Source organism: Streptomyces sp. NBC_01515 (genome assembly GCF_045040345.1).
Lineage (GTDB): Bacteria > Actinomycetota > Actinomycetes > Streptomycetales > Streptomycetaceae > Streptomyces.
This window is the reverse complement of sequence record NZ_CP109416.1, coordinates 779075-801507: the sequence shown is the minus strand read 5'-3', so window position 1 is coordinate 801507 and position 22433 is coordinate 779075. Positions and strand designations below refer to the sequence as shown.

At 70.3% G+C, this 22433-nt stretch carries 20 protein-coding genes and 1 pseudogene; 16 read left to right on the top strand and 5 right to left on the bottom strand.

Annotated features, from left to right (window positions below):
- Positions 1-53 precede the first annotated feature (53 nt).
- From OG407_RS03115 to OG407_RS03075, 9 genes are all read left to right on the top strand, one after another.
- Positions 54-929 carry a glutamine amidotransferase gene (locus tag OG407_RS03115; RefSeq protein WP_405854750.1) on the top strand — a complete coding sequence of 292 codons (876 nt, stop codon included), beginning with the start codon at positions 54-56 and terminating at the stop codon, positions 927-929.
- Entirely contained in the window at positions 917-1609 is a 693-nt protein-coding gene (locus tag OG407_RS03110; protein WP_405854749.1) for a glutamate synthase, read from the top strand. Before OG407_RS03115 ends, OG407_RS03110 begins: the two co-directional genes overlap by 13 nt.
- Positions 1610-1625: 16 nt before the next feature.
- Positions 1626-2954 carry an FMN-binding glutamate synthase family protein gene (locus tag OG407_RS03105; RefSeq protein WP_405854747.1) on the top strand — a complete coding sequence of 443 codons (1329 nt, stop codon included), beginning with the start codon at positions 1626-1628 and terminating at the stop codon, positions 2952-2954.
- Complete coding sequence (locus OG407_RS03100) at positions 2951-4042, top strand: FAD-dependent oxidoreductase (protein ID WP_405854745.1); 1092 nt, start codon at positions 2951-2953, stop codon at positions 4040-4042. The genes OG407_RS03105 and OG407_RS03100 overlap by 4 nt, the downstream gene beginning before the upstream one ends.
- Before the next feature lie 53 nt (positions 4043-4095).
- Entirely contained in the window at positions 4096-4746 is a 651-nt protein-coding gene (locus tag OG407_RS03095) for a helix-turn-helix domain-containing protein (RefSeq protein ID WP_403592833.1), read from the top strand.
- Between the two features lie 113 nt (positions 4747-4859).
- Positions 4860-5981 carry an MFS transporter gene (locus OG407_RS03090; protein WP_405854743.1) on the top strand — a complete coding sequence of 374 codons (1122 nt, stop codon included), beginning with the start codon at positions 4860-4862 and terminating at the stop codon, positions 5979-5981.
- A 184-nt stretch (positions 5982-6165) separates the two neighbouring features.
- Positions 6166-8886: an MGH1-like glycoside hydrolase domain-containing protein gene (locus OG407_RS03085; RefSeq protein WP_405854741.1), complete on the top strand. Its 2721-nt coding sequence runs from the start codon at positions 6166-6168 to the stop codon at positions 8884-8886.
- Complete coding sequence (locus OG407_RS03080) at positions 8883-10367, top strand: alpha-amylase (protein WP_405854739.1); 1485 nt, start codon at positions 8883-8885, stop codon at positions 10365-10367. Before OG407_RS03085 ends, OG407_RS03080 begins: the two co-directional genes overlap by 4 nt.
- 190 nt (positions 10368-10557) lie before the next feature.
- Positions 10558-11484 (top strand): hypothetical protein, encoded by a 927-nt coding sequence (locus tag OG407_RS03075; RefSeq protein ID WP_405854737.1) that lies wholly within the window; start codon positions 10558-10560, stop codon positions 11482-11484.
- Between the two features lie 59 nt (positions 11485-11543).
- On the opposite strand, the gene OG407_RS03070 is transcribed toward OG407_RS03075, so the two are convergent.
- Positions 11544-11999, bottom strand: a complete 456-nt coding sequence (locus OG407_RS03070) for a MarR family winged helix-turn-helix transcriptional regulator (RefSeq protein WP_405854735.1) — start codon at positions 11997-11999, stop codon at positions 11544-11546.
- 174 nt (positions 12000-12173) lie between these two features.
- Between OG407_RS03070 and OG407_RS03065 the strand changes: the two genes are divergently transcribed.
- Positions 12174-13631 (top strand): MFS transporter, encoded by a 1458-nt coding sequence (locus OG407_RS03065; RefSeq protein ID WP_405854733.1) that lies wholly within the window; start codon positions 12174-12176, stop codon positions 13629-13631.
- A gap of 170 nt (positions 13632-13801) precedes the next feature.
- Here OG407_RS03065 and OG407_RS03060 read toward each other — a convergent pair whose 3' ends face one another.
- Positions 13802-14461, bottom strand: a complete 660-nt coding sequence (locus OG407_RS03060) for a DUF402 domain-containing protein (RefSeq protein ID WP_405854732.1) — start codon at positions 14459-14461, stop codon at positions 13802-13804.
- Between the two features lie 25 nt (positions 14462-14486).
- Positions 14487-15359 (bottom strand): helix-turn-helix domain-containing protein, encoded by an 873-nt coding sequence (locus OG407_RS03055; RefSeq protein WP_405854730.1) that lies wholly within the window; start codon positions 15357-15359, stop codon positions 14487-14489.
- 87 nt (positions 15360-15446) lie between these two features.
- On the opposite strand from OG407_RS03055, the gene OG407_RS03050 reads away from it, so the two are divergent.
- The 3 genes from OG407_RS03050 (at position 15447) to OG407_RS03040 (ending at position 17799) form a co-directional block, all read left to right on the top strand.
- Complete coding sequence (locus OG407_RS03050; RefSeq protein WP_405854728.1) at positions 15447-16043, top strand: non-oxidative hydroxyarylic acid decarboxylases subunit B; 597 nt, start codon at positions 15447-15449, stop codon at positions 16041-16043.
- A 69-nt stretch (positions 16044-16112) separates the two neighbouring features.
- On the top strand, positions 16113-17537 hold the full coding sequence (locus OG407_RS03045; RefSeq protein ID WP_405854726.1) for a non-oxidative hydroxyarylic acid decarboxylases subunit C: 1425 nt from the start codon (positions 16113-16115) through the stop codon (positions 17535-17537).
- 34 nt (positions 17538-17571) lie between these two features.
- Positions 17572-17799 carry a non-oxidative hydroxyarylic acid decarboxylases subunit D gene (locus OG407_RS03040; RefSeq protein ID WP_019056888.1) on the top strand — a complete coding sequence of 76 codons (228 nt, stop codon included), beginning with the start codon at positions 17572-17574 and terminating at the stop codon, positions 17797-17799.
- A gap of 17 nt (positions 17800-17816) precedes the next feature.
- On the opposite strand, the gene OG407_RS03035 is transcribed toward OG407_RS03040, so the two are convergent.
- On the bottom strand, positions 17817-18236 hold the full coding sequence (locus OG407_RS03035) for an ATP-binding protein (protein WP_405854724.1): 420 nt from the start codon (positions 18234-18236) through the stop codon (positions 17817-17819).
- 307 nt (positions 18237-18543) lie between these two features.
- On the opposite strand from OG407_RS03035, the gene OG407_RS03030 reads away from it, so the two are divergent.
- From OG407_RS03030 to OG407_RS03020, 3 genes are all read left to right on the top strand, one after another.
- Positions 18544-19641 carry a PP2C family protein-serine/threonine phosphatase gene (locus OG407_RS03030; protein ID WP_403592858.1) on the top strand — a complete coding sequence of 366 codons (1098 nt, stop codon included), beginning with the start codon at positions 18544-18546 and terminating at the stop codon, positions 19639-19641.
- A gap of 71 nt (positions 19642-19712) precedes the next feature.
- Positions 19713-20168, top strand: a complete 456-nt coding sequence (locus tag OG407_RS03025) for a MarR family winged helix-turn-helix transcriptional regulator (RefSeq protein WP_405854722.1) — start codon at positions 19713-19715, stop codon at positions 20166-20168.
- 28 nt (positions 20169-20196) lie between these two features.
- Positions 20197-21249, top strand: coding sequence for an Atu2307/SP_0267 family LLM class monooxygenase (locus tag OG407_RS03020; protein ID WP_405854720.1), 1053 nt, complete (start codon positions 20197-20199; stop codon positions 21247-21249).
- A 71-nt stretch (positions 21250-21320) separates the two neighbouring features.
- Here the strand turns inward: OG407_RS03020 and OG407_RS03015 are convergent.
- A pseudogene (locus OG407_RS03015) lies at positions 21321-22361 on the bottom strand (chitinase); the annotation flags it as partial.
- Between the last annotated feature and the right edge of the window lie 72 nt (positions 22362-22433).

Below are 22433 nucleotides of genomic sequence, written 5' to 3'. Positions count from 1 at the left end.
CCCCTGCTCACCCGCCCGTTCGTCCCCGTCCCTCCTCATCGGAAGAGAGCCGCATGTGCGGAATCGTCGGGCTCCATCTGCGGGAGCCCTCCCTCGAACCAAGGCTCGGCGAACTGCTCACCGCCATGCTGGGCCAAGTCGTAGAACGCGGCCCGGACTCGGCGGGCGTAGCGGTCTACGGCGACCCGCGTCTGTCGCCACCCGGGCGCGCTGTCGTCTCGCTGCTGGGAGTGACCCCGGAGGAGGCGTCAACGGCCATGCCGGGCGTGGTGGTTGTCGCCGCCGACGCCACGACGGTCGTCCACGCGGACTCGTCGGTCCCCGAGTTGCTCGCCGCCATCGCGACCGCGCTGCCGCATGCCACCGTCATCGGCTCGGGGGAGGGCTTCGCCGTCCTCAAGGGCACTGGAAATCCAGTCCAGTTGGCGGAGTCGTTCGGGCTCGCCGGAGTGACCGGCTACCAGGGCGTCGGCCACACCCGGATGGCCACGGAGTCGGCCGTCACCCCCGAAGGCGCGCATCCCTTCTCCGTCGGCCCCGGTCAATGCCTGGTCCACAACGGGTCGTTCGCCAACCACGCCACCATCCGCCGCGAACTCCGGTCCCAGGGCGTGGAGTTCGACAGTGAGAACGACTCCGAGGTCGGCGCCCGCTTCGTCGCCCACCACCTCGCCCGGGGCGCCGACCTGGAGAAGGCGTTGCGGCTGCTGTGCGAGCGGTTCGACGGTTTCTACACGCTGCTGGTCTCCACCGCCGACTCCTTCGCGGTGGTCCGCGACGCCATCGCCTGCAAGCCCGCACTGGTCGCCGAGACAGACGCCTGGGTGGCCATGGCGTCCGAGTACCGCGCCCTGGACGTTCTGCCGGGCATCGAGCACGCCCGCATCTTCGAACCCGAGCCGGAAGAGGTGTACGTATGGCAGCGCTGACCGGGATGGAGGTCGCCGACCTCGCGGCCTCCACCGTCCGCGAACTCAACCAGGCGCTCCACGCACCCCGACCGGCCGCATCCTGGCGGGTGTTGAACCCCCGAGGTGCCCACAGCGTCGCCTGCGGACTCAAGGACGAGGTGACCGTCGACATCGAGGGCCACGTCGGCTACTACTGCGCCGGCATGAACCAGAACGCCACGGTCACCGTGCACGGCAACGCCGGAGTCGGTGTCGCCGAGAACATGATGTCCGGCACGGTCCGGGTACGCGGCGACGCCTCCCAGTCCGCCGGGGCCACCGCACACGGCGGCCTGTTGGTGGTCGAGGGCAACGCGGCGGCCCGGTGCGGGATCTCGATGAAGGGCGTGGACATCGTCGTCGGAGGGAACGTCGGCCACATGAGCGCGTTCATGGGACAGGCAGGGCGGCTGGTGGTCTGCGGCGACGCGGGTGATGCCCTCGGCGACTCCCTCTACGAGGCCCGGATCTACGTCAAGGGCACGGTCAAGTCCCTCGGCGCGGACTGCGTGGAGAAGGAGATGCGGGACGAACACCTCACGGAACTGGCCGAGTTGCTGAAAGCGGCGGAGTCCGACGAGGACCCGGCCGGTTTCCGCCGCTACGGCTCGGCCCGACAGCTGTACCACTTCAAGGTCGACAACTCGACGGCGTACTGAGGGAGTTGTTACTTTCATGGACTTCGCATCCCGCGGCCTGCGCGAGTCGGCCACCTTCGACCGCGCGACCATCCACGCCATCCAACGGGCCGCCGCGACCGGCGTCTACGACATCCGGGGCTGGGGTGCGAAGCGCCCCCTCCCGCACTTCGACGACCTGCTCTTCCTCGGCGCCAGCATGTCCCGCTACCCCCTGGAGGGTTACCGCGAGCGCTGCGACACCGACGTCGTCCTCGGAGGCCGCAACGCCAAGCACCCGCTGCACCTGGACATCCCGGTCACCATCGCCGGCATGAGCTTCGGCGCCCTGTCCGCGAACGCCAAGGAGGCGCTCGGGCGCGGGGCGAGCGCGGCCGGCACCTCCACCACCACCGGCGACGGCGGCATGACCCCGGAGGAACGCGGCCAGTCCAAGCACCTCGTGTACCAGTACCTGCCGTCCCGCTACGGCATGAACCCCGAGGACCTCAGCAAGGCCGACGCCATCGAAGTGGTCCTCGGCCAGGGGGCAAAGCCGGGTGGTGGTGGCATGCTGTTGGGCCAGAAGATCACCGACCGCGTCGCCGGGATGCGCACGCTGCCGGTCGGCGTGGACCAGCGCAGCGCCTGCCGCCACCCCGACTGGACCGGCCCCGACGACCTCACCATCAAGATCGGCGAACTCCGCGAGATCACCGACTGGGAGAAGCCGATCTACGTCAAGGTCGGCGCCACACGCACCTATTACGACGTGAAGCTCGCCGTCCACGCGGGCGCCGACGTCGTGGTGGTCGACGGCATGCAGGGCGGCACCGCCGCCACCCAGGAGGTGTTCATCGAGCACGTCGGCATCCCCACCCTCGCCGCAATTCCCCAGGCGGTACGGGCGCTTCGGGAACTCGGCGTCCACCGCGAGGTCCAACTCATCGTCTCCGGCGGCATCCGCACCGGCGCCGACGTCGCCAAGGCCATCGCGCTCGGCGCGGACGCGGTCGCCATCGGCACCGCCGCCCTGATCGCCCTCGGCGACAACCACCCGCGCCACGACGCCGAGTACCGCCAACTCGGCTCGGCGGCAGGCTACTTCGACGACTTCCAGGACGGCCGTGACCCGGCCGGCATCTCCACCCAGGACGAGGAACTCGCGGCCCGTCTCGACCCGGTCGAAGGCGGACGCAGACTGGCCAACTACCTCCGCGTCCTCACCATGGAGGCCCAGACCCTCGCCCGCGCCTGCGGCAAGGCCCACCTCCACCACCTGGAACCCGAGGACCTGGTCGCCCTCACCATCGAATCCGCCGCCATGGCCCGCGTCCCCCTCGCCGGCACCGACTGGATCCCCGGCACCTCCGGAGCCGCCCTGTGATCGCCGTCGTAGGAGCGGGCCTGATGGGCGCCGCCACGGCCTGGCAACTCGCCCGGCAGGGCCATGAGGTCACCCTCGTCGAGGCGTACGAGATCGGCCACAAGTCCGGCAGTTCCCACGGCAGTTCGCGCATCTACCGCCGCGCCTACGGCGACCCCCTCTACGTCCGCCTGACCGGCCAGGCCCGCGAACTCTGGCAGGAGCTGGAGCACGACACAGGCGCCCAACTGCTGCGCCTCACCGGGGGCTTGGACTTCGGCGCGGGCCGTGACCCGGAGGGCATCGCAGCCATCCTCACCGCAGCCGCCGTACCGCACGAACTGCTGACCGCGGCCGAAGCGACGGACCGCTGGCCGCAGTTCCGCTTCGACGGACCCGTGCTCCACCACCCGGACGCGGGCACGGTCGACGCCGACGCGACGGTGGCCGCCGCCGTGCGGCGGGCCGCCGAACTGGGCGCCCGCGTCCTCACCGGCACCCGCGTCACCGGCGCGGAGATCCTCAACGACGGCCGCGTCGCGCTGAGTTCGGACGGCCCCACTGTCGTCGCGGACACCGTCGTGATCGCGTCCGGCGCCTGGCTGCCCCAACTCGCCGCCCCACTGGGCATTCCCGAGCCCCTGCCGCCCCTCCGGGTGACCCAGCAACAGGTCTTCCACTTCCGCCGCCGCGACCCGTCGGCGACCTGGCCCGTCTTCGTCCACAAGGACGAACTGAACCTCTACGGCCTCCCCTCCGGCAGCGACGGCGGACCGCTCCCGGCGTTCAAGGTCGCCCAGCACGACGAGGGCACCCCCACAACCGCGGACACCCGCACCGGCATTGTCGATCCGGGCTCGCGCGACAAGGTCACCGCGTGGGTGGAACGCACGCTCCCGGGCCTGGACCCCGCACCCGTCGCCGAGGCGAGCTGCCTCTACACCACCACCCCCGACGAGGACTTCGTCCTCGACCGCACCGGCCCCTTCGTCGTCGTCTCCCCGTGCTCGGGCCACGGCGCCAAGTTCACCCCGCTCATCGGCGCGATGGCCGCCGACCTCGCCCTGGGGCGCACCGAGCCCCACCCACGCTTCGCACTGGGCCGATGACCCCCGACCCGCAACTCCCGGTGAACACACGCCCATCAGGCAGAATGACCGCCATGGGCACCGACCACGACGACCCGGCAGCCGCGCTGCCCGACCGGGAGATCACCCCCGAACAGGCCGACGGGCCAGTGGACTTGGAGACCGCGATCGCCCGTCAGGTGCGCCGCTACCGGATCGCGGCCGGTCTGTCGGTGGCGGAGATGGCGGCCCGGGTCGGCATCTCGAAAGCGATGCTCTCCAAGATCGAGAACGCGCACACGTCGTGCAGCCTCACCACCCTCGGCCGCCTCGCCACCGGCCTGAACGTCCCGGTCACGGCCCTCTTCCGCGGCGTCGACACCGAACGCGAGGCCGTCTACGTCCCCGCCGGCCACGGCGCCCAGATCATCCGCCGCGGCAGCCGGGTCGGCCACCTCTACGAACTCCTCGGTGCCCTGCGCGGCCCCCACAAACGCATGGAAGCCGTCCTGGTCACCCTCACCGAGTCCAGCGAGGTCTTCCCGCTCTTCCAACACCCCGGCACCGAGCTGCTGTTCATGCTCGAAGGCGTCATGGTCTACGGCCATGGAGAGGCGGCCTACACGATGCGCCCCGGCGACGCCCTCCAACTCGACGGCGAGGGCGCGCACGGCCCCCAGGAACTGGTCGAACTCCCCGTCCGCTTCCTGTCGGTCACCGCTTTCGGTGATCACGTAAGGGACTGAAACGCTTTGGTGACAGGCCCGTTCGCTCGCTAGGCTGCGCGGCAGAACAGGGATCGTCCACGCGTTGGTGGCTGGGGTGGCGCGTCTCTTCGACGTGTTCACGGGAGACGCCGATGGCGTACCGATCCCTGCTGCGTGTGCCCGGCGCGGCCTTCTTCCCGCTGGGCTTCCTGGCCCGCCTTCCCTACGCCACCTCGTCGCTCGCGACGCTCGTCCTCGTGCAGGCCGCCTCGGGCAGTTACGCCTTCGCCGGACTCGCCGCGGCGGCCCAGGGCATCGCCAACGCGCTCGGCGCCCCCATCGCCGGGGCACTCGCCGACCGCCACGGCCACCGCCTCGTCGGGACGGTCACCGCACTCGCCAACGCCGCCGCCCTGACCGCCCTCGTCGCGGCCAGCCACACCGGCCGCGCGAGCATGCTGACAGCCGCGGCCCTGTCCGGCCTCACCCAACCCCCGGTCGGCCCCCTCGTACGGGTCCACTGGTCCCGTCTGCTGCACGCCCGCGCCCGGCCCGACCTCATACCGACCGCCTTCTCGTACGAGGCGACCGCCGACGAGATCAGTTTCGTCGCCGGCCCCGCGCTCGTCGGACTCGTCACCGCCCTCGGCCCGACAGCGCCGACCCTGGCCGCCATCACCCTCCTCGTCCTGGCCACCCTGCCCTTCGCCCTGTCCCTGGCCCAGGGGAGCACCGAACCCCGGCAGGACCCACGCGCCGCGCGAACTCCCCTGCCCCGCCTGCCACTTGCCGCGATGTTCCTCGCCATGGCCGCGATGGGCACGATCTTCGGCGCCGTACAGACCGGTGTCACCGCCTACTCCAACGAGAGCGGGCACCCCGGCAGCGCCGGACTCCTCTACGCCGTCTTCGGCATCGGCAGCGCCCTGGCAGGAGCCGCCTGCGCCTGGCTCCCCGCGCGCTTCACCCTCCGCCGGCGGTACGTGACCTTCGCGGCGACGCTGCTGCTGGGCGCGCTCACCCTGGTCGCCGGGGAGCGAGGGCACATGCTCCCCGCCGCCATGGCCGTCGCCGGGGTGACCGTCGCTCCGTACCTGATCAGCCTCTACGCCCTCACCGAACGCCTCGCACCCGCCGACCGGGCGACCGTCGCCCTGACGATCCTGTGCGCGGGCGGCCCGTCGGCACCGCGACCGGGCAGGCACTGGCCGGATATCTGGCCGACGGCCACGGCAGCGGTGGAGCGTTCCTGGTGGCGCCGATCGCGGCGGTAATGGCGTTTCTGCTGGCAGTCACGGTGGTTCTCGCGCACTCCGCTCGAACCGGAGAGGAACGATCCGCCCGAACCCGGAGATGAACGAGAGGGGACCATCCGCATGGTCGGCCCTGTATCCGTTGCCGTCGCGCGCGAGACACCGGAGTCTTGGGGAAGGTGCCGGGCCACGAGGAGGACACACGATGGGGACGAGCGGTGACACGCCGGATGCCGAGCGGCGACGGCTGGCCGAGGCCGACGATTCCGGGGTGCCCTGGCGCCGTTGGGGTCCCTATCTGAGCGAGCGCCAGTGGGGGACCGTACGGGAGGACTACAGCCACACCGGTGACGCCTGGTCGTACTTCACCCACGACCAGGCACGTTCCCGCGCCTACCGCTGGGGCGAGGACGGCATCGCGGGCGTCAGCGACGACAAACAGCGGCTGTGCTTCGCGCTCGCGCTGTGGAACGGCCGCGACCCGATCCTCAAGGAGCGGATGTTCGGCCTCACCAACTCCGAGGGAAACCACGGCGAGGACGTCAAGGAGTACTACTTCTACCTCGACAGCACGCCCACGCACTCGTACATGAAGTACCTCTACAAATACCCGCAGTCGGAGTTCCCGTACGAGGACCTCAAGGCCACCAACCAGGCCCGGGGGCGCGGCGACTTCGAGTACGAACTCCTCGACACCGGCATCTTCGACGAGGACCGCTACTTCGACGTGTTCGTCGAGTACGCCAAGGCCGGCCCCGACGACCTGCTGATCGAGATCACCGCGCACAACCGCGGCCCCGACGAAGCTCCGTTGCACCTGCTGCCGACCCTCTGGTTCCGGCACACCTGGTCCTGGGCCGGCGGCACCGCCGTACCGTCCATCCATCAGCAACCCGGCGGCCCGCTCCGCGCCGACCACGTGGAGCTGGGCCCGCGCTGGCTGTACTGCGACGCGGACGCGCAGACCCTGTTCACCGAGAACGACACCAACAACGAGAAGATCTTCGGGAGTTCGAACTCCTCCCCGTTCGTCAAGGACGGCATCGACCGGTGCGTCGTCGGCGGCGAGACCGGAGCCGTGAACCCCGAACGGACCGGCACCAAGGCCGCCGTCCACCACGTGCTGACCATCCCGGCCGGCCAGAGCGCCACCGTCCGCCTGCGCCTCACCGCGACCGAACTGTCCGACTGGACCGGCGACTTCGACACCGTGATGACTCAACGGCGGGCGGAGGCCGACGAGTTCTACGACGGCATCACCTCCGCCGACTCGTCGGAAGACGAACGGCGGCTGGTGCGCCAGGCGTTGGCCGGGATGCTGTGGAGCAAGCAGTACTACTACCTCGACGTCGAGCGCTGGCTCTCCGAGCACGGTGTCGACCCGCTCGCCTCCGACCCCCGGGTGCGGAACAGCAACTGGTACCACATGGTCAACGACGAGATCATGTCGATGCCGGACACCTGGGAGTACCCGTGGTTCGCGGCCTGGGACCTCGCCTTCCACACCGTCGCCCTGTCGATGGTCGATCTCAGCTTCGCCAAGGGCCAGTTGGACCTGCTGCTGCGCCGCCTCTACCTCCACCCCAACGGCCAGATCCCGGCGTACGAATGGAACTTCGGCGACGTCAACCCGCCCGTGCACGCCTGGGCCACCCTGTTCCTCTACGAGCTGGAGAAACACCGCACCGGCAAGGCCGACCGTGCCTTCCTGGAGAACGCCTTCCAGAAGCTGATGAAGAACTTCAGCTGGTGGCTCAACCGCAAGGACACCGACGGCAACAACGTCTTCCAGGGCGGCTTCCTCGGCCTCGACAACATCGGCGTCTTCGACCGCAGCGCCCCGCTCCCCACCGGCGGCCACCTCGACCAGGCCGACGGCACCGCGTGGATGGCGCTGTACTGCCAGAACCTCCTTGAGATCGCCATAGAGCTGGCCGTCGACAACCCCGTCTACATCGAGCAGGCACAGTCCCTGTTCGAGCACTTCGCGTGGATCGCCGTCGCCATGAACCGCATCGGTGCCGACAACGCGAGCCTGTGGGACGAGGAGGACGGCTTCTTCTACGACGTGCTGCGACTGCCCGACGGCACGGCGACCCGGCTCAAAGTGCGCTCCCTCGTCGGACTGATCCCCCTCGCGGCCACCAGCCTGGTCGGCGGCTGGGCGGACCGGCGCTTCCCCGAACTGGTCGCCGGAGCACGGGAGTTCATCGAGCGGCACCCGGCCGTGGAGGCCACCATCTCCTCGCACCAGGCGCTGGGCCCGAACGCCGACGGCCGCTATCTGTTCGCCCTGTTCGGCGAGGACCGGCTACGGCGCATCCTGTCCCGGATGCTCGACGAGGGCGAGTTCCTCGGCCCGCACGGCATCCGCTCCCTCTCGCGCCATCACGCCGAGCACCCGTACACCTTCGAGGTGCACGGGGAGTCGTACGGCGTCGGCTATCTGCCCGCCGAGTCCGACTCCGCGATGTTCGGCGGCAACTCCAACTGGCGTGGCCCTGTGTGGTTCCCGGTCAACCTGCTGCTGATCCGTGCGCTGCTCAACCTGCACGCCTTCCACGGCGCCGAGTTCACCGTCGAGTGCCCCACCGGTTCGGGCCGCCAGCTCACCCTCTACGAGGTCGCCCGCGAGATCGCCGACCGGCTCACCGCCACCTTCCTCAGCGACGGCGACGGACACCGGCCGGTGCACGGCGCCCAGGCCAAGTTCGCGAAGGACCCGCACTGGAAGGACCTGATCCTCTTCTACGAGTACTTCCACGGCGACAACGGCGCCGGACTCGGCGCCTCCCACCAGACCGGCTGGACCGGCCTGTCCGCGGTCACCGCCACCCTCTTCCACACCCTGGGCGACGAGGAGTGGTCGGCCCGGGGCCGCGAGAGCCTGCGCCCGACCGGCGACCGAGAGGAGCCCCTGTCATGACCGCCTGGCCCGAGCACCCGGTGATCTACGAGATCAACACCCTCATCTGGCTGGGGGAGTTGAGCACCCGCTACGGCCGCACCGTCACCCTCGGCGAGGTCCCCGCGCCCGCCTGGGACGAGGTCGCGCTCCCGGGCGTCGACGCCGTCTGGCTGATGGGCGTGTGGGAACGCAGCCCGGCCGGACTGGAGATCGCGCTGCGCGACGCCTCGCTCCAGGCGTCGTTCCGGGCCGCGCTGCCCGACCTCCGCCCGGAGGACGTCGCCGGATCGCCGTACTGCGTCCGCAACTACGTCGTGGACGCATCCCTCGGCGGTCCGGAGGGGCTGGCGGCGGCCCGCGCCCAACTGGCCGCCCGTGGCGTCCGGTTGATCCTCGACTACGTCCCCAACCACGTGGCCCCCGACCACCCCTGGCTGACCGAACGCCCCGACTGCCTCGTCCAGGGCACCCAGGACGACCTGTCCCGCGACCCCGCCGCCTTCCTGGAGGCCGGCGGCAAGGTGTTCGCCCGGGGCCGCGACCCGTACTTCGCGCCCTGGCCGGACGTCGTCCAACTCAACGCCTTCAGCGAGGAGTTGCGCACGGCGGCCGTCGACACCCTCGCCTCGATCGCCGACCAGGCCGACGGCGTCCGCTGCGACATGGCCATGCTGCTGATGACCGACGTGTTCACGAAGACCTGGGGCCAACGGGCCGGCACCGCACCGGCCGAGGACTTCTGGCCGTACACGATCCCCAAGGTCCGCGAGCGCCACCCCGACTTCCTCTTCGTCGCCGAGGCGTACTGGGACCTCGAATGGGCCCTGCAACAACAGGGGTTCGACCACTGCTACGACAAACGCCTCTACGACCGGCTACTGCACGAGGGCGCCGATTCCGTGCACGGTCATCTGCGGGCCGACGTCCGCTACCAGCGCGGCCTTGTCCGCTTCCTGGAGAACCACGACGAACCCCGGGCCGCCGCCACTCTGTCACCCGAGCGGGAACGCGCGGCGGCCGTCACCATCGCCACCCTGCCCGGCGCGACGCTCTGGCACGAGGGCCAGTTCGAGGGGCGACGGGTACGCCCGCCGGTCTTCCTCTCCCGTCGGCCGGAGGAGCCCGTCGACAAGGAACTCCTCGCGTTCCACCACCAGTTGCTCGCCGCCGTCGCCTCCTCCGGCATGCGCACGGGAGGGGAGTGGCAGCTGCTCGACTGCACGGGCTGGCCGGACAACCCCACCCACGAGAACCTGCTCGCCTGGTCGTGGACAACGGATTCCAGCCGCCATCTCGTCGTCGTCAACCTGTCCGATCAGCCCGCCCAGGGCCGCGTCCGCCTCCCGTGGACCGACCTGCGCGGTGGCTCCCTCCAACTCACCGAGCTGCTCAGCGACTTGACCTATGAACGGGACGGCGACGAACTGGTCGACCCGGGCCTCTATGTCGAGTTGGAGGGGATGTGCCGGCATCTACTCGCGGTGATGCGTCGATCTTGACCTGTGGCGAACTGGTGAAGGATTGACGGAAGTTGTGAAAGGTGACAAGAATTCAGCTTGCTTCGCTGTGCCTTAACTGAGCGGAGCAGCTGCGAGCGGTCCGGTCGCGCACGCCCTCGATCGTTTTCCTTCGTGCGCCCGCCGCTCGTTCTGCCACCTCCCACACCTTTCACCATCGTCGAGGCTCACTTTGTCACGTTCGCACCACCTCCGATCCCTGTCCGCCCTCGCGGCCACCGCGTTCATCGCCGCCGCCGCGCCCGTGCTCGCGGCCGGCCCGGCGAGCGCCACGGACGCCGACGGGTGCCAGTCCGCCACCGTGCAGTACCGCATCGTCGGCGCCGATGGAAACGTTGTCGGCGCCGACTGGACCTCGCAGGGCGGGTTCCTCCAGTGGGACACCGTCCCCGGCACCGTCGAGGTCCGGCTGGCTCCCGGCCAGAGCGTCGGGGACAGCTGCAAGTACCCCGTCTCCCTCGCCGAGTACACCGCCGAGGGCCCCAACTGGTACACCTCCGGCCACCAGACCATGGTCGACAAGGCCACGGTCTACCTCACCTCCAAGGACGTCGCCGGCGCGAGCGACGCCCAGCACACCTGGCAGCAGCTGAAGGTCAAGTCACCTGACTGCTACGGCCAGATCGACCTGTACGGCGACGACGTCACCTACGACGGCGGTACGGGCGAAGGCCACGGCCCCCTGCCGTACGAGCCGGACAACATCATGACCCCGTACCACCTCATCGCGGCCTGGAACGGCGGCGACAAGGAGTGCACCCCGAGCACGCCCGACTCGCCCACCCCGACGCCGACGCGGCCCGCCTCGGCACCGCCCGCGACGCCGTCGACCCCGGCCGGCAGCACGCCTCCCGCCGAGGAGTCGACCCCGCCGGCCAGCCCCAAGCCGTCGACGACGCCGCCCACGTCCGCACACGTCCCGCCGCTGAAGTCGTCGCCCTCGCCCAGTCCGAAGGCGACGCCGAACGGTGGCAACCAGCCGCTGGCGGAGACCGGTTCCAACGCGCCGGTCGGCCTCATAGCCGGTGGCGCGGCCCTGGTGATCGCCCTGGGCGCAGGCGGGGTCTACGCGGCCGGCCGCGCCCGCCGTTCCTCCTGACCTGGACACGCCCGGCGTGAACTGACCGCCCCGTCCCGTGAGTTGTCACGGGACGGGGCTCACGGCCGTGGCCAGGGACGCCCGCCGAGCCGTTCGATGTCGGTGTTGAAGCGTCGTAGAAAAGCCGCGAAGGCGTCGATGTCCTCGTCCGGCCAGTCGTCCATGATCTGGTCCAGGGCCTGGACGAGACCCTCGCGTTCCTCGTCGAGCAGCCGCGCGCCCTGGTCCGTGATGCGGAACTTGCGGGCCATGCCGCCCTGCGGATCGGGGATGCGCTCCACCAGCCCGGACCGCATGGCGGCCGCCGTCTGCCGGTTGAGGGTGGACGTGTCGAGACCGAAGGCGTCGCTCAACTCGCCGATGGACATGGGCCCTTGGATGCGGATCCGGCTCAACAGGATGTAGGCGCTGCGCTCCAGCACGCCGTCCTTGCGGCGCCCGCCCTTCTGCGCGAGCAACCCGTGGCGGCTGAGAAGCATCTGCTCGTACTCGATCTCGCGCGTGCGCCTGTCCATCGGTCCGCTGCCTCCTGCTTCCTGCCGATGCCGCCGCCGTGTCCTGCGCTCCGGGGCGGCCCGGCCCATCCTCGCACGACGGTATGCATCATCCCCATCACATGGCTGATACATACGATGTGTACGATGCACATTCCTAGTCCCGACTGAACAGACATGCCGAGGAGTCCCGTCATGGACGCCCCCCAGCCTTCAGCCCGCGCAGGCGGCGTGGTCGCCACGCTGGCCTTCGCCGGCACCACCGCGGCAATCATGCAGACGCTGGTCACGCCACTCATCGCCGACCTGCCGGAGATGCTGCACACCTCGTCCTCGAACGCCGCGTGGGTGATCACCGCCACGCTGCTGGTGGCCGCGGTCTGTGTGCCGGTCGTCGGCCGCCTGGGCGACCTGCTGGGCAAGCGCCGCATGCTGCTCGCCTGCTCCGTCCCGCTGATCGTGGGCTCGGTGGTGTGCGCGCTGTCCTCCTCGATCGTCCCGATGATCGTCGGACGCGGTCTCCAGGGCATCGGCATGGGCATGATCCCGCTGGGCATCGCCCTGCTGCGGGACGTCGTACCGGCGGAGCGGTTGAGCCCCTCCATCGCACTGGTCAGCGCCTCCATGGGCATCGGCGGCGGCCTCGGTCTGCCGATCGCCGCGGCCGTCGCCCAGTACGCCGACTGGCGTGCCCTGTTCTGGGGTTCGGCCGCCCTCGCCGCGGTCGTCGCCGCGCTGATCTGGTTCCTGATCCCGGACGTACCGGCCGCCGCCAAGGGCCAGCGCTTCGACGTGCCCGGCGCCCTCGGGCTGGCCGTCGGCCTGGTCTGCCTGCTGCTCGGCATCTCCAAGGGCGCGGACTGGGGCTGGGGTTCGGGCACCGTCCTCGGCCTGTTCGCCGTCGCCGTCGTGGCCTTCCTGGCCTGGGGCGTGTGGGAGCTGCGCACCGGAGACCCGCTGATCGACCTGCGGACGACGGCCCGGCCCCGGGTCCTGATCACCAACATCGCCTCGGTCTTCGTCGGCGTCGGCATGTACTCCAGCATGCTGGTCGTCCCGCAGCTGCTCCAGTTCCCCGAGGCCACCGGCTACGGCCTGGGCCAGTCGATGCTCGCGGCCGGCCTGTGGATGGCGCCCGGCGGCATCATGATGATGATCGTCTCCCCGCTCGGCGGAAAGCTCACCAACGCCCGCGGCCCGAAGTTCACCCTGATCAGCGGCGTTCTGGTCATCACCGCCGGCTACGCCCTGTCGATGGGCCTGATGGGCTCCGCCCGGGGCCTCATGCTCGTCTGCATCGTCATCAACAGCGGCGTCGGCCTCGCCTACGGCGCGATGCCCGCCCTCATCATGAGCTCGGTCCCGCTCTCCGAGACCGCCGCGGCCAACGGCTTCAACTCCCTGATGCGCGCCCTCGGTACGTCCATCGGCGCCGCGGTGATCGGCGTGGTCCTCTCCCAGATGACCACCACGGCAGGCGGCTACACCTTCACCTCCGAGGGCGGCTTCCGCACGGGCCTCATCATCGGCGGCAGCGTCGCCCTGCTGGCGGCCCTCGTCGCGGCGGCGATCCCGGCGGTACGCGCAGCCGCCCCGACCGAGAAGAAGGCCGAGGCGGTCAGCGAGCTGGAGGACGCGGGGGTCGAGTCCTGACCTCGGCGGGCTGAACGTACGGGGGTGTGCTGCCCGGCGCCGGAGGAGCGGGGGATCGCTCCTTGGCGCCGGGCAGCGGGCTGTCCGGCGGTGAACTCCTGGGTGAGACAAGGCCCTTGCGGAGAGTCGGCCGCTGGACGTGGGGTGTGGCAACGGCGCGACGGTACCGACTAGCCCAAGTCCAGGACGCCGGTGGGCAGTTGAGGGTCGGGCCACTGAGGTTCGTAGCGCCACGTCCCCAAGCCCCGTTCCGCGGCGAACGGTCCGGCACCCCCCTCGATCATCGCGATCGCCTCCTCGCGAGCCTTCTCCACCGCCCGGTGATCGGCCTCGCTCACCACCCCCAACCGGCGGCCGTGGGCGTACTCGTCCTCGTCCTTCCAGTCCCACCGCGACAGGTCGGGCGTGACCACCAGGTCCAGCAGCAGGTCGAAGGTGTCGAAGCCGATAGGCGTGCGGCGCATCGGATGCTGGAAGTTGACGTACCAGTGGGTGAGTCGGCCGTCGCCCGTGGCGTCGAAGAACGCGTTGACGCTGAACCAGGTCTCGGGCGGCACCCATTGGAGCAGGGCCGTGTCCCGCCAGGACCACCGGCCGAGCTGCCAGTCGCCGGCGGCCAGGGTCGGCAGGGCGCGCAGGCGGGCGGTCTCGTCGCCGGTGAGGAGCCACTCGATCCAGGTCGTCGGGGCCAGCAACTCCGCGCCCGGCCGGCACCCCAGAACCAGCGCCTCGGCGGTGTCGTCGACGACCCGCGACGCCTGAGCGCTCCACACCTTCCGCCGGAACACATCACGCCGTACGGCGGTCCGACCCGGCTGGAACTCCTGCATGGGTACCTCCGGACGCTCGGCTGACTCATGTCTGCCCGCGTGCCACCACCCGGAACTCCAACGGCGTACGACCCTCCCGCTTGCGGAAGAACTTCGCGAAGTCGGTCGGCTCGCCGAAGCCGAGCGTGCGGGAGACGTCCGCCGCCGTCGCGTCGGTGTGGACGAGGAGGCGCTTGGCCTCCAGGAGGATGCGGGCGTCGAGGTACTGCTTGGCGGTGGTGCCGGTCGCCGTGAGGGTCGCCCGGGTGAGGGTGCGCGGGCTGTAGCCCAACGCGGCGGCGTAGTCGGCGACTTGGTGACTGGTGCGGAAGTCCCGTTCCAGGGCGGCGCTGTAGCGGCGGAACGTGTCGTCGGCCGGGGCGGACGACACCGGGTCCGGGCGGACGTGGGAGAGGCGCAGCAGGAGGACGGAGAGGAGCATGCGGAGGGTCTGGAGGTGCGCGTCGAGGGGCAGCGAGGCCAAGTCGGCGTATTCGTGGCTGAGGTGACGGAGTGTCAGGCGTGCCGCTCGCGCGTGCGGACCCGTCGGGAGCAGGGGTGACTGGTCGAAGGGCGGATCGGCCAGGACGAAGCCGGGCTGCCAGATGACGATCGTGCCGCGGGTCGTCGTCAGGTCGGCGGGGACGTACTGGTGGACCTGCCCCGAGCTCACCCACAGCCAGCCGCCCTCCTCCACCGCGCAGTCCGTGAAGTCCACCCGGTGGCGCAGCGTGCCCTCGGTGACGTGGATCAGGTGGTGGAAGTCCGGCCGCTGCGGCGCCGACAGGTCGATGCCGCGACGCTCACCGCGCGCCAGCAGCTCGGTGAATCCCACGATGTCCATACCGATGGGCGCGCTGAGCGACGGACGGTACGACACGTCCGTGATCTCGGGCCGACGCTGACCGTTTTTTCCCATGATGAGTCCCGAGCCTACCCTTGCCGGGCACCGAACCGCTCCTACGGTCGAAAGCACAGAGACCGGACTGGGCAAGGAGCTGGCGACGTGCGACTGATCGTGGGGATGACCGGAGCGACCGGGGCCGTGCTCGGTGTCCGGCTGCTGGAGCAGCTCGCCGAGCTGCCCGAGGTGGAGACCCATCTCGTCCTCAGCCGCTGGGCCCGGACCACCGTCGAGCTGGAGACGGGACGCACCGCCCGCGAGGTCGCCGAGCTGGCCGACGTCGTCCACGGCCCCGAGGACCAGGGGGCCACCATTGCCTCCGGGTCGTGCCGCACCGACGGCATGGTGATCGTGCCCTGCTCCATGAAGACCCTGGCCGGCATCCGTACCGGCTACGCCGAAGGACTGATCGGCCGGGCCGCCGACGTGATCCTCAAGGAACACCGACCACTGGTTCTCGTACCCCGCGAGACACCCCTGAGCGAGATCCACCTGGAGAACATGCTCGACCTCGCGCGCAAGGGCGTCCGGATCGTGCCGCCGATGCCCGCCTTCTACAACCACCCAGCCACGGTCGACGACATCGTCACCCACATCACCTCCCGCGTCCTCGACCAGCTCGACCTGCCCGCCCCCGCCGCCAAGCGCTGGGAAGGCATGCGACCCGCCCGCGACGCACGCATCCACCCCGCCGCCTGACACACCACCAGAGACACCCGAGGCGCCCAATACCACTGCGCCACACGCCCCTTCACGCACGGAGTCCCCATGCCCTACGACGACCTCCGCAGCTTCCTGGACACCCTGGACAAGGAGAACCAGCTGCTACGGATCACCGAACAGGTCCTCCCCGAACCGGACTTGGCCGCCGCCGCCAACGCGGCAGGACGTATCGGCGAAGGCGCCCCCGCCCTCTACTTCGACAACGTCAAGGGCTTCACGGACGCGCGCATCGCGATGAACGTCCACGGTTCCTGGCGCAACCACGCCCTCGCCCTCGGCCTGCCCCCGGACACCTCCGTGCGCGAGCAGGTCGAGGAGTTCGCCCGCCGCTGGGACGCCTTCCCGGTCGCACCGGAACGCCGCGAGGACGCGCCCTGGCGGGAGAACAGCCAACAGGGCGCCGACATCGACCTGTTCAAGGTCCTCCCGCTGTTCCGGCTCAACGACGGCGACGGAGGTTTCTACCTCGACAAGGCCGCCGTGGTCTCCCGCGACCCGCGCGACCCGGACCACTTCGGCAAGCAGAACGTCGGCACGTACCGCATCGAGGTCATCGGCCGCGACCGCCTCGCCTTCCAGCCCGTCCCCATGCACGACGTGGCCCAACACCTGCACGCCGCCGAGGAGTTGGGCGAGGACCTCCCCATCGCGATCACCCTCGGCAACGACCCCGTCATCACGATCGTCGCCGGCATGCCGATGGGCTACGACCAGTCCGAGTACGAGATGGCCGGCGCCCTGCGCGGAGCCCCCGCCCCCATCGCCACCGCGCCCCTCACCGGCTTCGACGTCCCCTGGGGTTCCGAGGTCGTCATCGAGGGCGTGGTCGAGAGCCGCAAGCGCCAAATAGAGGGCCCCTTCGGCGAGTTCACCGGCCACTACTCCGGCGGCCGACGCATGCCGACGATCCGTGTCGACCGCGTCTCCTACCGCACGAATCCGGTCTTCGAGTCCCTCTACCTCGGCATGCCGTGGACCGAGGTCGACTACCTCGTCGGCCCCAACACCTGCGTCCCCCTCCTCAAGCAACTCCGCGCCGAATTCCCGGAGGTGCAGGCGGTCAATGCCATGTACACCCACGGCCTCGCGGTCATCGTCTCGACGAAGAAGCGCTACGGCGGTTTCGCCAAGGCGGTCGGCATGCGCGCGATGACCACCCCGCACGGCCTCGGCTACGTCACGCAGGTCATCGTCGTGGACGAGGACGTCGACCCCTTCGACCTGCCCCAGGTGATGTGGGCGATGTCCGCGAAGGTGAACCCCCAGGACGACGTGATCATCGTCCCCAACCTCTCGGTCATGGCCCTGGCACCGGCCGCCAACACCCCGGGAATCACCAGCAAGATGATCATCGACGCCACGACCCCGGTCGCACCGGACAACAGGGGCCACTTCGACACCCCGGTACGGGACCTGCCGGAAACCCCCGAGTGGGCCGACCGGCTGCGCGCCCTCATCGCCGCCCGATAGGAACCCGCTGCCCCGACCTCAGGAGTCACCCGCCATGATCTGCCCCCGCTGCGCCCACGACACGGTCGACACCGTGACCACCTCGCCGGTCCCCGGCGTATGGGACGTACTCCAATGCGTCCGCTGCCTCTACATGTGGCGCACCACCGAACCCGACCGCCGCACCCGGCGCGAGGCGTACCCCGTCGAGTTCCGGATGACGCAGGCCGACATCGACGCCGCGCCGGAGGTGCCCGTCGTACCTCCGCTTCGCGTCGGTTGAACCGACCGTCCGCCGGGTCAGATCGCCAGGATCGCCCGCACCCGCTTGCCGCCCCCGGTGAGCGGGGTGACGTCGAGGCGGTGGGCCAGGCACCGGACCATGGCCAGGCCGCGTCCGCTCTCGCCCTCGGCCGTCATCGGCCGCACGCGGGGCGGGGCCGGGTTGTCGTCGTAGACCTCGACCGTGACGCGCTCGTCGGACAGTTGGAGGCGCAGCCGGCACTCGCCGCGGCCGTGCTCGGTCGCGTTGGCGACGAGTTCGGACACGATCAGCGTCGCGTCGTCGATCTGCTCCGCGTCCACCCGTGCCAGCTGATGGCGGGAACGCGCGAGGAACTCCGAAGTCAGTTTCCGTGCCTGACCCGCCGACGCGGCCTCGTCGGGCAGCAGGTACTCCACGCGTACGGAACGCCTATGGGTACGCCGATGCGCACGCATGGCGAATCACTTCCCCTCCTAGGACAACCCGGTATCCCCGCGGCGCCACCGCACCGGGGCCGCCGCAGATCTTGCGCGGCCGGTCCTACACAGTTCCCTTGCCCTGAGTCCGTGATCGGCAACCAGGCGGCGACAGATGGTTGTCGACTGGTTTTCGTCGATCAGGAAATGTCCGTTCTCGGACTCAATTGGGTAAAGCGCCGGGCACGTCGGGGGGATTGCCTGACAACCTGGCGATGTCCAAAGGTGGGGGAGGGGCCCCTGCGGAAGGCGGCTCCCGAAAGCCGCGACGCCCTTGGAGTGGACCATGGCCGCAGCGAAGCCGCAGCGCAGTCTTTCCGTGCTGACCTGGCTGCCCGCCGCGGTGATGGCGGTGGTCGCGGTCGGCGACATCGTCACCGGCCCCGGACTCGGCTTCCTGCCCCTGGCCTCCCTCGGTCCGGCCTTCGCCGGACTGGTCGGCGGCTGGCGCCGTACGGCGTGGTTCGGCGCGGCGGCCCTCGCCCTGTGCGTCGGACTCGGTCTCTACGACGGCCTGTTCCAGGAACGCCGGGGCTTCCTGGCGATGGTGTCGGTGGTGGGCGTGACCGGCGCGGGCATCGCCGCCGCCGTGATGCGCGGCCGCCGCGAGGCCGAACTCGCCAGCGTGCGCTCCATCGCGGAGGTCGCGCAGCGAGTTCTCCTACGGCCCGTTCCCCTGACCGCGGGACCCCTCCAGGCGGCGGTGTCGTACACCTCGGCCGTCGCGGAAGCGCGCATCGGCGGCGACCTGTACGAGGTGGTCGCCTCCCCGCACGGCGTGCGGGTCATCGTCGGTGATGTGCAGGGCAAGGGGCTCGCCGCCGTGGAGACGGCCGCCGTGGTGCTCGGCGCGTTCCGCGAGGCCGCGCACGACGAACCCGACCTCGTCGGACTCGGCGAGCGCCTGGAACGCAGCGTCTCCCGCGTGCTGTCCGACGAGAAGTTCGTGACCGCCGTCCTCGCCGAGATCGGCACGGACCACGAGGTGCTCTTCCTCAACTACGGCCACCCGCCCCCGATGGTCGTCCGCCGCAACGGCACCGCCGACTTCCCCGCACCGCCCTCCTACGCCCCGCCGCTCGGCCTGGGCGGCGCGCAGGGCAGCGAGAGCCCGAAGCCGTTCTCCGTGCGCTTCGCGCCGGGTGAGCAACTGCTGCTGTACACCGACGGCGTCACCGAGGCCCGCGACGGCCACGGCACGTTCTATCCGCTGGGCGAGCGGGCGCACCTGCTGAAGGAGCCCGACGCGCAGAGCGCCCTGGACTCGCTGCGCGAGGACCTGGTCCGGCACACGGCCGGACCGCTCCACGACGACGCGGCGATGCTCCTGCTGCGCTACCACGGCCATGCGTCGACGACGGAGGACGAGTCACCCCTCCGGTGAACCCGGGAGGTCCTGGGCAGCCGCGGCGATCGATCCAGTTGCTTGTTTCGTCAATCAAGTAAACTGGTGGCATGATCACGCCCGAGCAGCCACTGCGCCCCATGAGTCCGCACGAGGAGGAGCTGGTGCGCGAACTCGCGCGGGTGATGCTCGTGCTGCCCCGGGCCGTCGACGCCGACATGATGCGGGAGCAGCGCCTGCCGCTGTCCGAGTACACGACCCTCATGCACCTGTCCGAGGCCACGGACCGGCGTATGCGCATGAGCGAGCTGGCGTCCGTCTGCAGCCTCTCGCTGAGCGGCATGACCCGCATCGTCACCCGCCTGGAGACCCAGGGGCTGGTCGGACGGGAGCGGTGCGCCGAGGACGCCCGGGGCTGGAACGCCGTCCTCACCGACCAGGGCCTCGCCCGCCTCCAGGAGGCATGGCCCGCCCACCTGTCCAGCGTCCGGCGCCATGTCCTCGACCACGTCGACGCCGACGACCTGACCCGGCTCCTCGGCGTGATGCGCCGTATCGCCACCTGACCCACCGAGCGGAACCAAGGAGTACGAGATGACCACCCCGACCACCCCCTTCGCCATCACCCTCGGCCTGGACACGTTCGGTGACGTCACGAACGACGCCGACGGCACACCGCTGACCCACGGCCAGGCCATCCGCCGCCTGGTCGAGGAAGGCGTCCTCGCCGACCGGGCCGGTGTCGACCACTTCGGCATCGGCGAGCACCACACCGAGGCGATGCCCCTGTCGGCCGCCGACGTCGTCCTCGCGGCCATCGCCGCGCGCACCGAGCACATCCGCCTCAACTCGGCCGTCACCGTGATCAGTTCGGACGACCCCGTCCGCGTCTTCCAGCGCTACGCCACCCTCGACGCCGTCTCCGCGGGCCGCGCCGAGGTCATCCTCGGCAGAGGGTCGAGCACCGAGTCCTTCCCGCTCTTCGGCTACGACCTGAACGACTACGAGGAGCTGTTCGAGGAGAAGGTCGCCCTCTTCGCCGAACTCCTCAAGGAGAAGCCCGTCACCTGGTCCGGCACCACGCGTGCCGCCCTCGACGGAGTCTCCGTGTACCCGCACAGCGAGACGGGCTCGATCCCCACCTGGATCGGCGTCGGCGGCAGCCCCCAGTCCGTGATCCGCACCGCCCAGTACGGGTTCTCCCTGATGCTGGCGATCATCGGCGGGGACGTGGCCCGCTTCGCCCCGTTCTCCGAACTGTTCCGGCGGGCGCTGGCGGAGTTCGGCCACCCCGCGCGGCCCATCGGCGTGCACGCGCCCGGCCATGTCGCCGCCACCGACGAACAGGCGGTGGAGGAGTTCGTGCCGGCCTTCCAGCAGCTGATCGCGAGCGTGGCGCGGGAACGCGGCTTCCGCACCCCGACCCGCGAGAGCCTCATGCGGGACGTCGGCCCCGGCGGCGCCCTGCACGTCGGATCGCCCGAGACCGTGGCCCGCAAGATCGCGGACACCCTCAAGACCCTCGACGCGACCCGCTTCAACCTGAAGTACGGCATCACCGGAATGCCCCACGACACCCTCATGACCAACATCGAGCTGTACGGCACGAAGGTCGCGCCGCTGGTGCGCGAGATGATGCGGGACTGACGCGACGCCGCCTCGGGGAAGGCGGCGACACGCGGTCCGCCGAGCCGCTAGTGGTGGTAGCCGAAGTCGCGCGTGAACGACTTGAAGGTGTGGCTGAAGTACCAGGTGTCCTGGGCTATCCCGGAGCAGTTGTTGGCGCCCCCGGTGCCCACGCAATTCCCGTTGTCGCGCTGAAGTGCCCAGAACGAGAGTGTGTTGATGCCCCGGGCGACGGCCCACTTCTTCACCGTGACCGCGTTCTGCGTGGTGAAGGTCTCCGCCGGGCCGAAGTCGTCGATGCCGGGCATCTCGGTGACGCCGATCATCTTCCACAGCTTCGCCGGGTTCTTCTTCGGGTAGAGCGCGGCGAGTTGGGAGTGCAGGCCGGTCGCGGCGGTCTTGGTGTCCTCCGCCATGTCGTGGGCGGCGCCGTCGTAGTAGTCGAACGTCATGATGTTGACGACGTCCACGCGCGCGCCGTTGTCGACCGCGTTCCGCAGCAGGGCGACGCCGTTGGGCGCGAGACCGGTGGTGGTGGTCGGCAGCGTGTAGGAGAACTCCACGCTGCGGCCGGTGCGTTGGGCCCAGCGCTGCACCTTCGCGATCGCCTTGTTGCGGCGGTCGATACCGGCCGTGTTGTTGATGGAGTCGGCCTCGATGTCGAGGTCGATCCGGCTCACGCCGTAGGTCGTGACCAGGCTCTCGTAGACCTTCGCGATGGCGTCGACATCGGTGCAGCTGTCGGCCAGTTCGGTGTTGGTGGTGTCCGCCGCGTAACCGCCGAAGGACGGGATGACGTTGCCGCCGCGCGCCTGGATCGTGGCGATGTCCTTGCCGAAGGTGGACTTCGCGATCGGCTGGGCGGGCAGACCGTTCCAGTACGCCGAGCACGAACCGGCCGCCTCGGTCTGCAGGAAGGCCATCGTCAGGTACTTGTTCCCGGACGCGGCGGCCAGCGCCGCCGGGCTCTCACCGGTCCACGCCTCGAAGTACGGCGCCGCGACACGGTCCGGCATGGGCGGCACGCGGTGCGTCGCGCTCGCGCCACCCCCGCCGAGCCCAACAAGCCCCGCGGACAAGGCGGTTACGGCCGCGCAGGACAACGACGCGCGAAGAGGCCCAGGTCGTCTCATTGACGCTCCCATGCTGAGAGGAGAGAAGCCGCCCCTGACCGGGACGAACAGCGACCATATTTGGACTAGACC

Coding starts and splice junctions, on each gene's coding strand:
- OG407_RS03065 (WP_405854733.1), top strand. CDS start 12,174: ATGGACGCCCCCCAGCCTTCAGCCCGCGCAGGCGGCGTGGTCGCCACG.
- OG407_RS03070 (WP_405854735.1), bottom strand. CDS start 11,999: ATGGACAGGCGCACGCGCGAGATCGAGTACGAGCAGATGCTTCTCAGC.
- OG407_RS03020 (WP_405854720.1), top strand. CDS start 20,197: ATGACCACCCCGACCACCCCCTTCGCCATCACCCTCGGCCTGGACACG.
- OG407_RS03060 (WP_405854732.1), bottom strand. CDS start 14,461: ATGCAGGAGTTCCAGCCGGGTCGGACCGCCGTACGGCGTGATGTGTTC.
- OG407_RS03090 (WP_405854743.1), top strand. CDS start 4,860: ATGGCGTACCGATCCCTGCTGCGTGTGCCCGGCGCGGCCTTCTTCCCG.
- OG407_RS03080 (WP_405854739.1), top strand. CDS start 8,883: ATGACCGCCTGGCCCGAGCACCCGGTGATCTACGAGATCAACACCCTC.
- OG407_RS03055 (WP_405854730.1), bottom strand. CDS start 15,359: ATGGGAAAAAACGGTCAGCGTCGGCCCGAGATCACGGACGTGTCGTAC.
- OG407_RS03030 (WP_403592858.1), top strand. CDS start 18,544: ATGGCCGCAGCGAAGCCGCAGCGCAGTCTTTCCGTGCTGACCTGGCTG.
- OG407_RS03115 (WP_405854750.1), top strand. CDS start 54: ATGTGCGGAATCGTCGGGCTCCATCTGCGGGAGCCCTCCCTCGAACCA.
- OG407_RS03095 (WP_403592833.1), top strand. CDS start 4,096: ATGGGCACCGACCACGACGACCCGGCAGCCGCGCTGCCCGACCGGGAG.
- OG407_RS03110 (WP_405854749.1), top strand. CDS start 917: ATGGCAGCGCTGACCGGGATGGAGGTCGCCGACCTCGCGGCCTCCACC.
- OG407_RS03045 (WP_405854726.1), top strand. CDS start 16,113: ATGCCCTACGACGACCTCCGCAGCTTCCTGGACACCCTGGACAAGGAG.
- OG407_RS03025 (WP_405854722.1), top strand. CDS start 19,713: ATGATCACGCCCGAGCAGCCACTGCGCCCCATGAGTCCGCACGAGGAG.
- OG407_RS03105 (WP_405854747.1), top strand. CDS start 1,626: ATGGACTTCGCATCCCGCGGCCTGCGCGAGTCGGCCACCTTCGACCGC.
- OG407_RS03040 (WP_019056888.1), top strand. CDS start 17,572: ATGATCTGCCCCCGCTGCGCCCACGACACGGTCGACACCGTGACCACC.
- OG407_RS03085 (WP_405854741.1), top strand. CDS start 6,166: ATGGGGACGAGCGGTGACACGCCGGATGCCGAGCGGCGACGGCTGGCC.
- OG407_RS03035 (WP_405854724.1), bottom strand. CDS start 18,236: ATGCGTGCGCATCGGCGTACCCATAGGCGTTCCGTACGCGTGGAGTAC.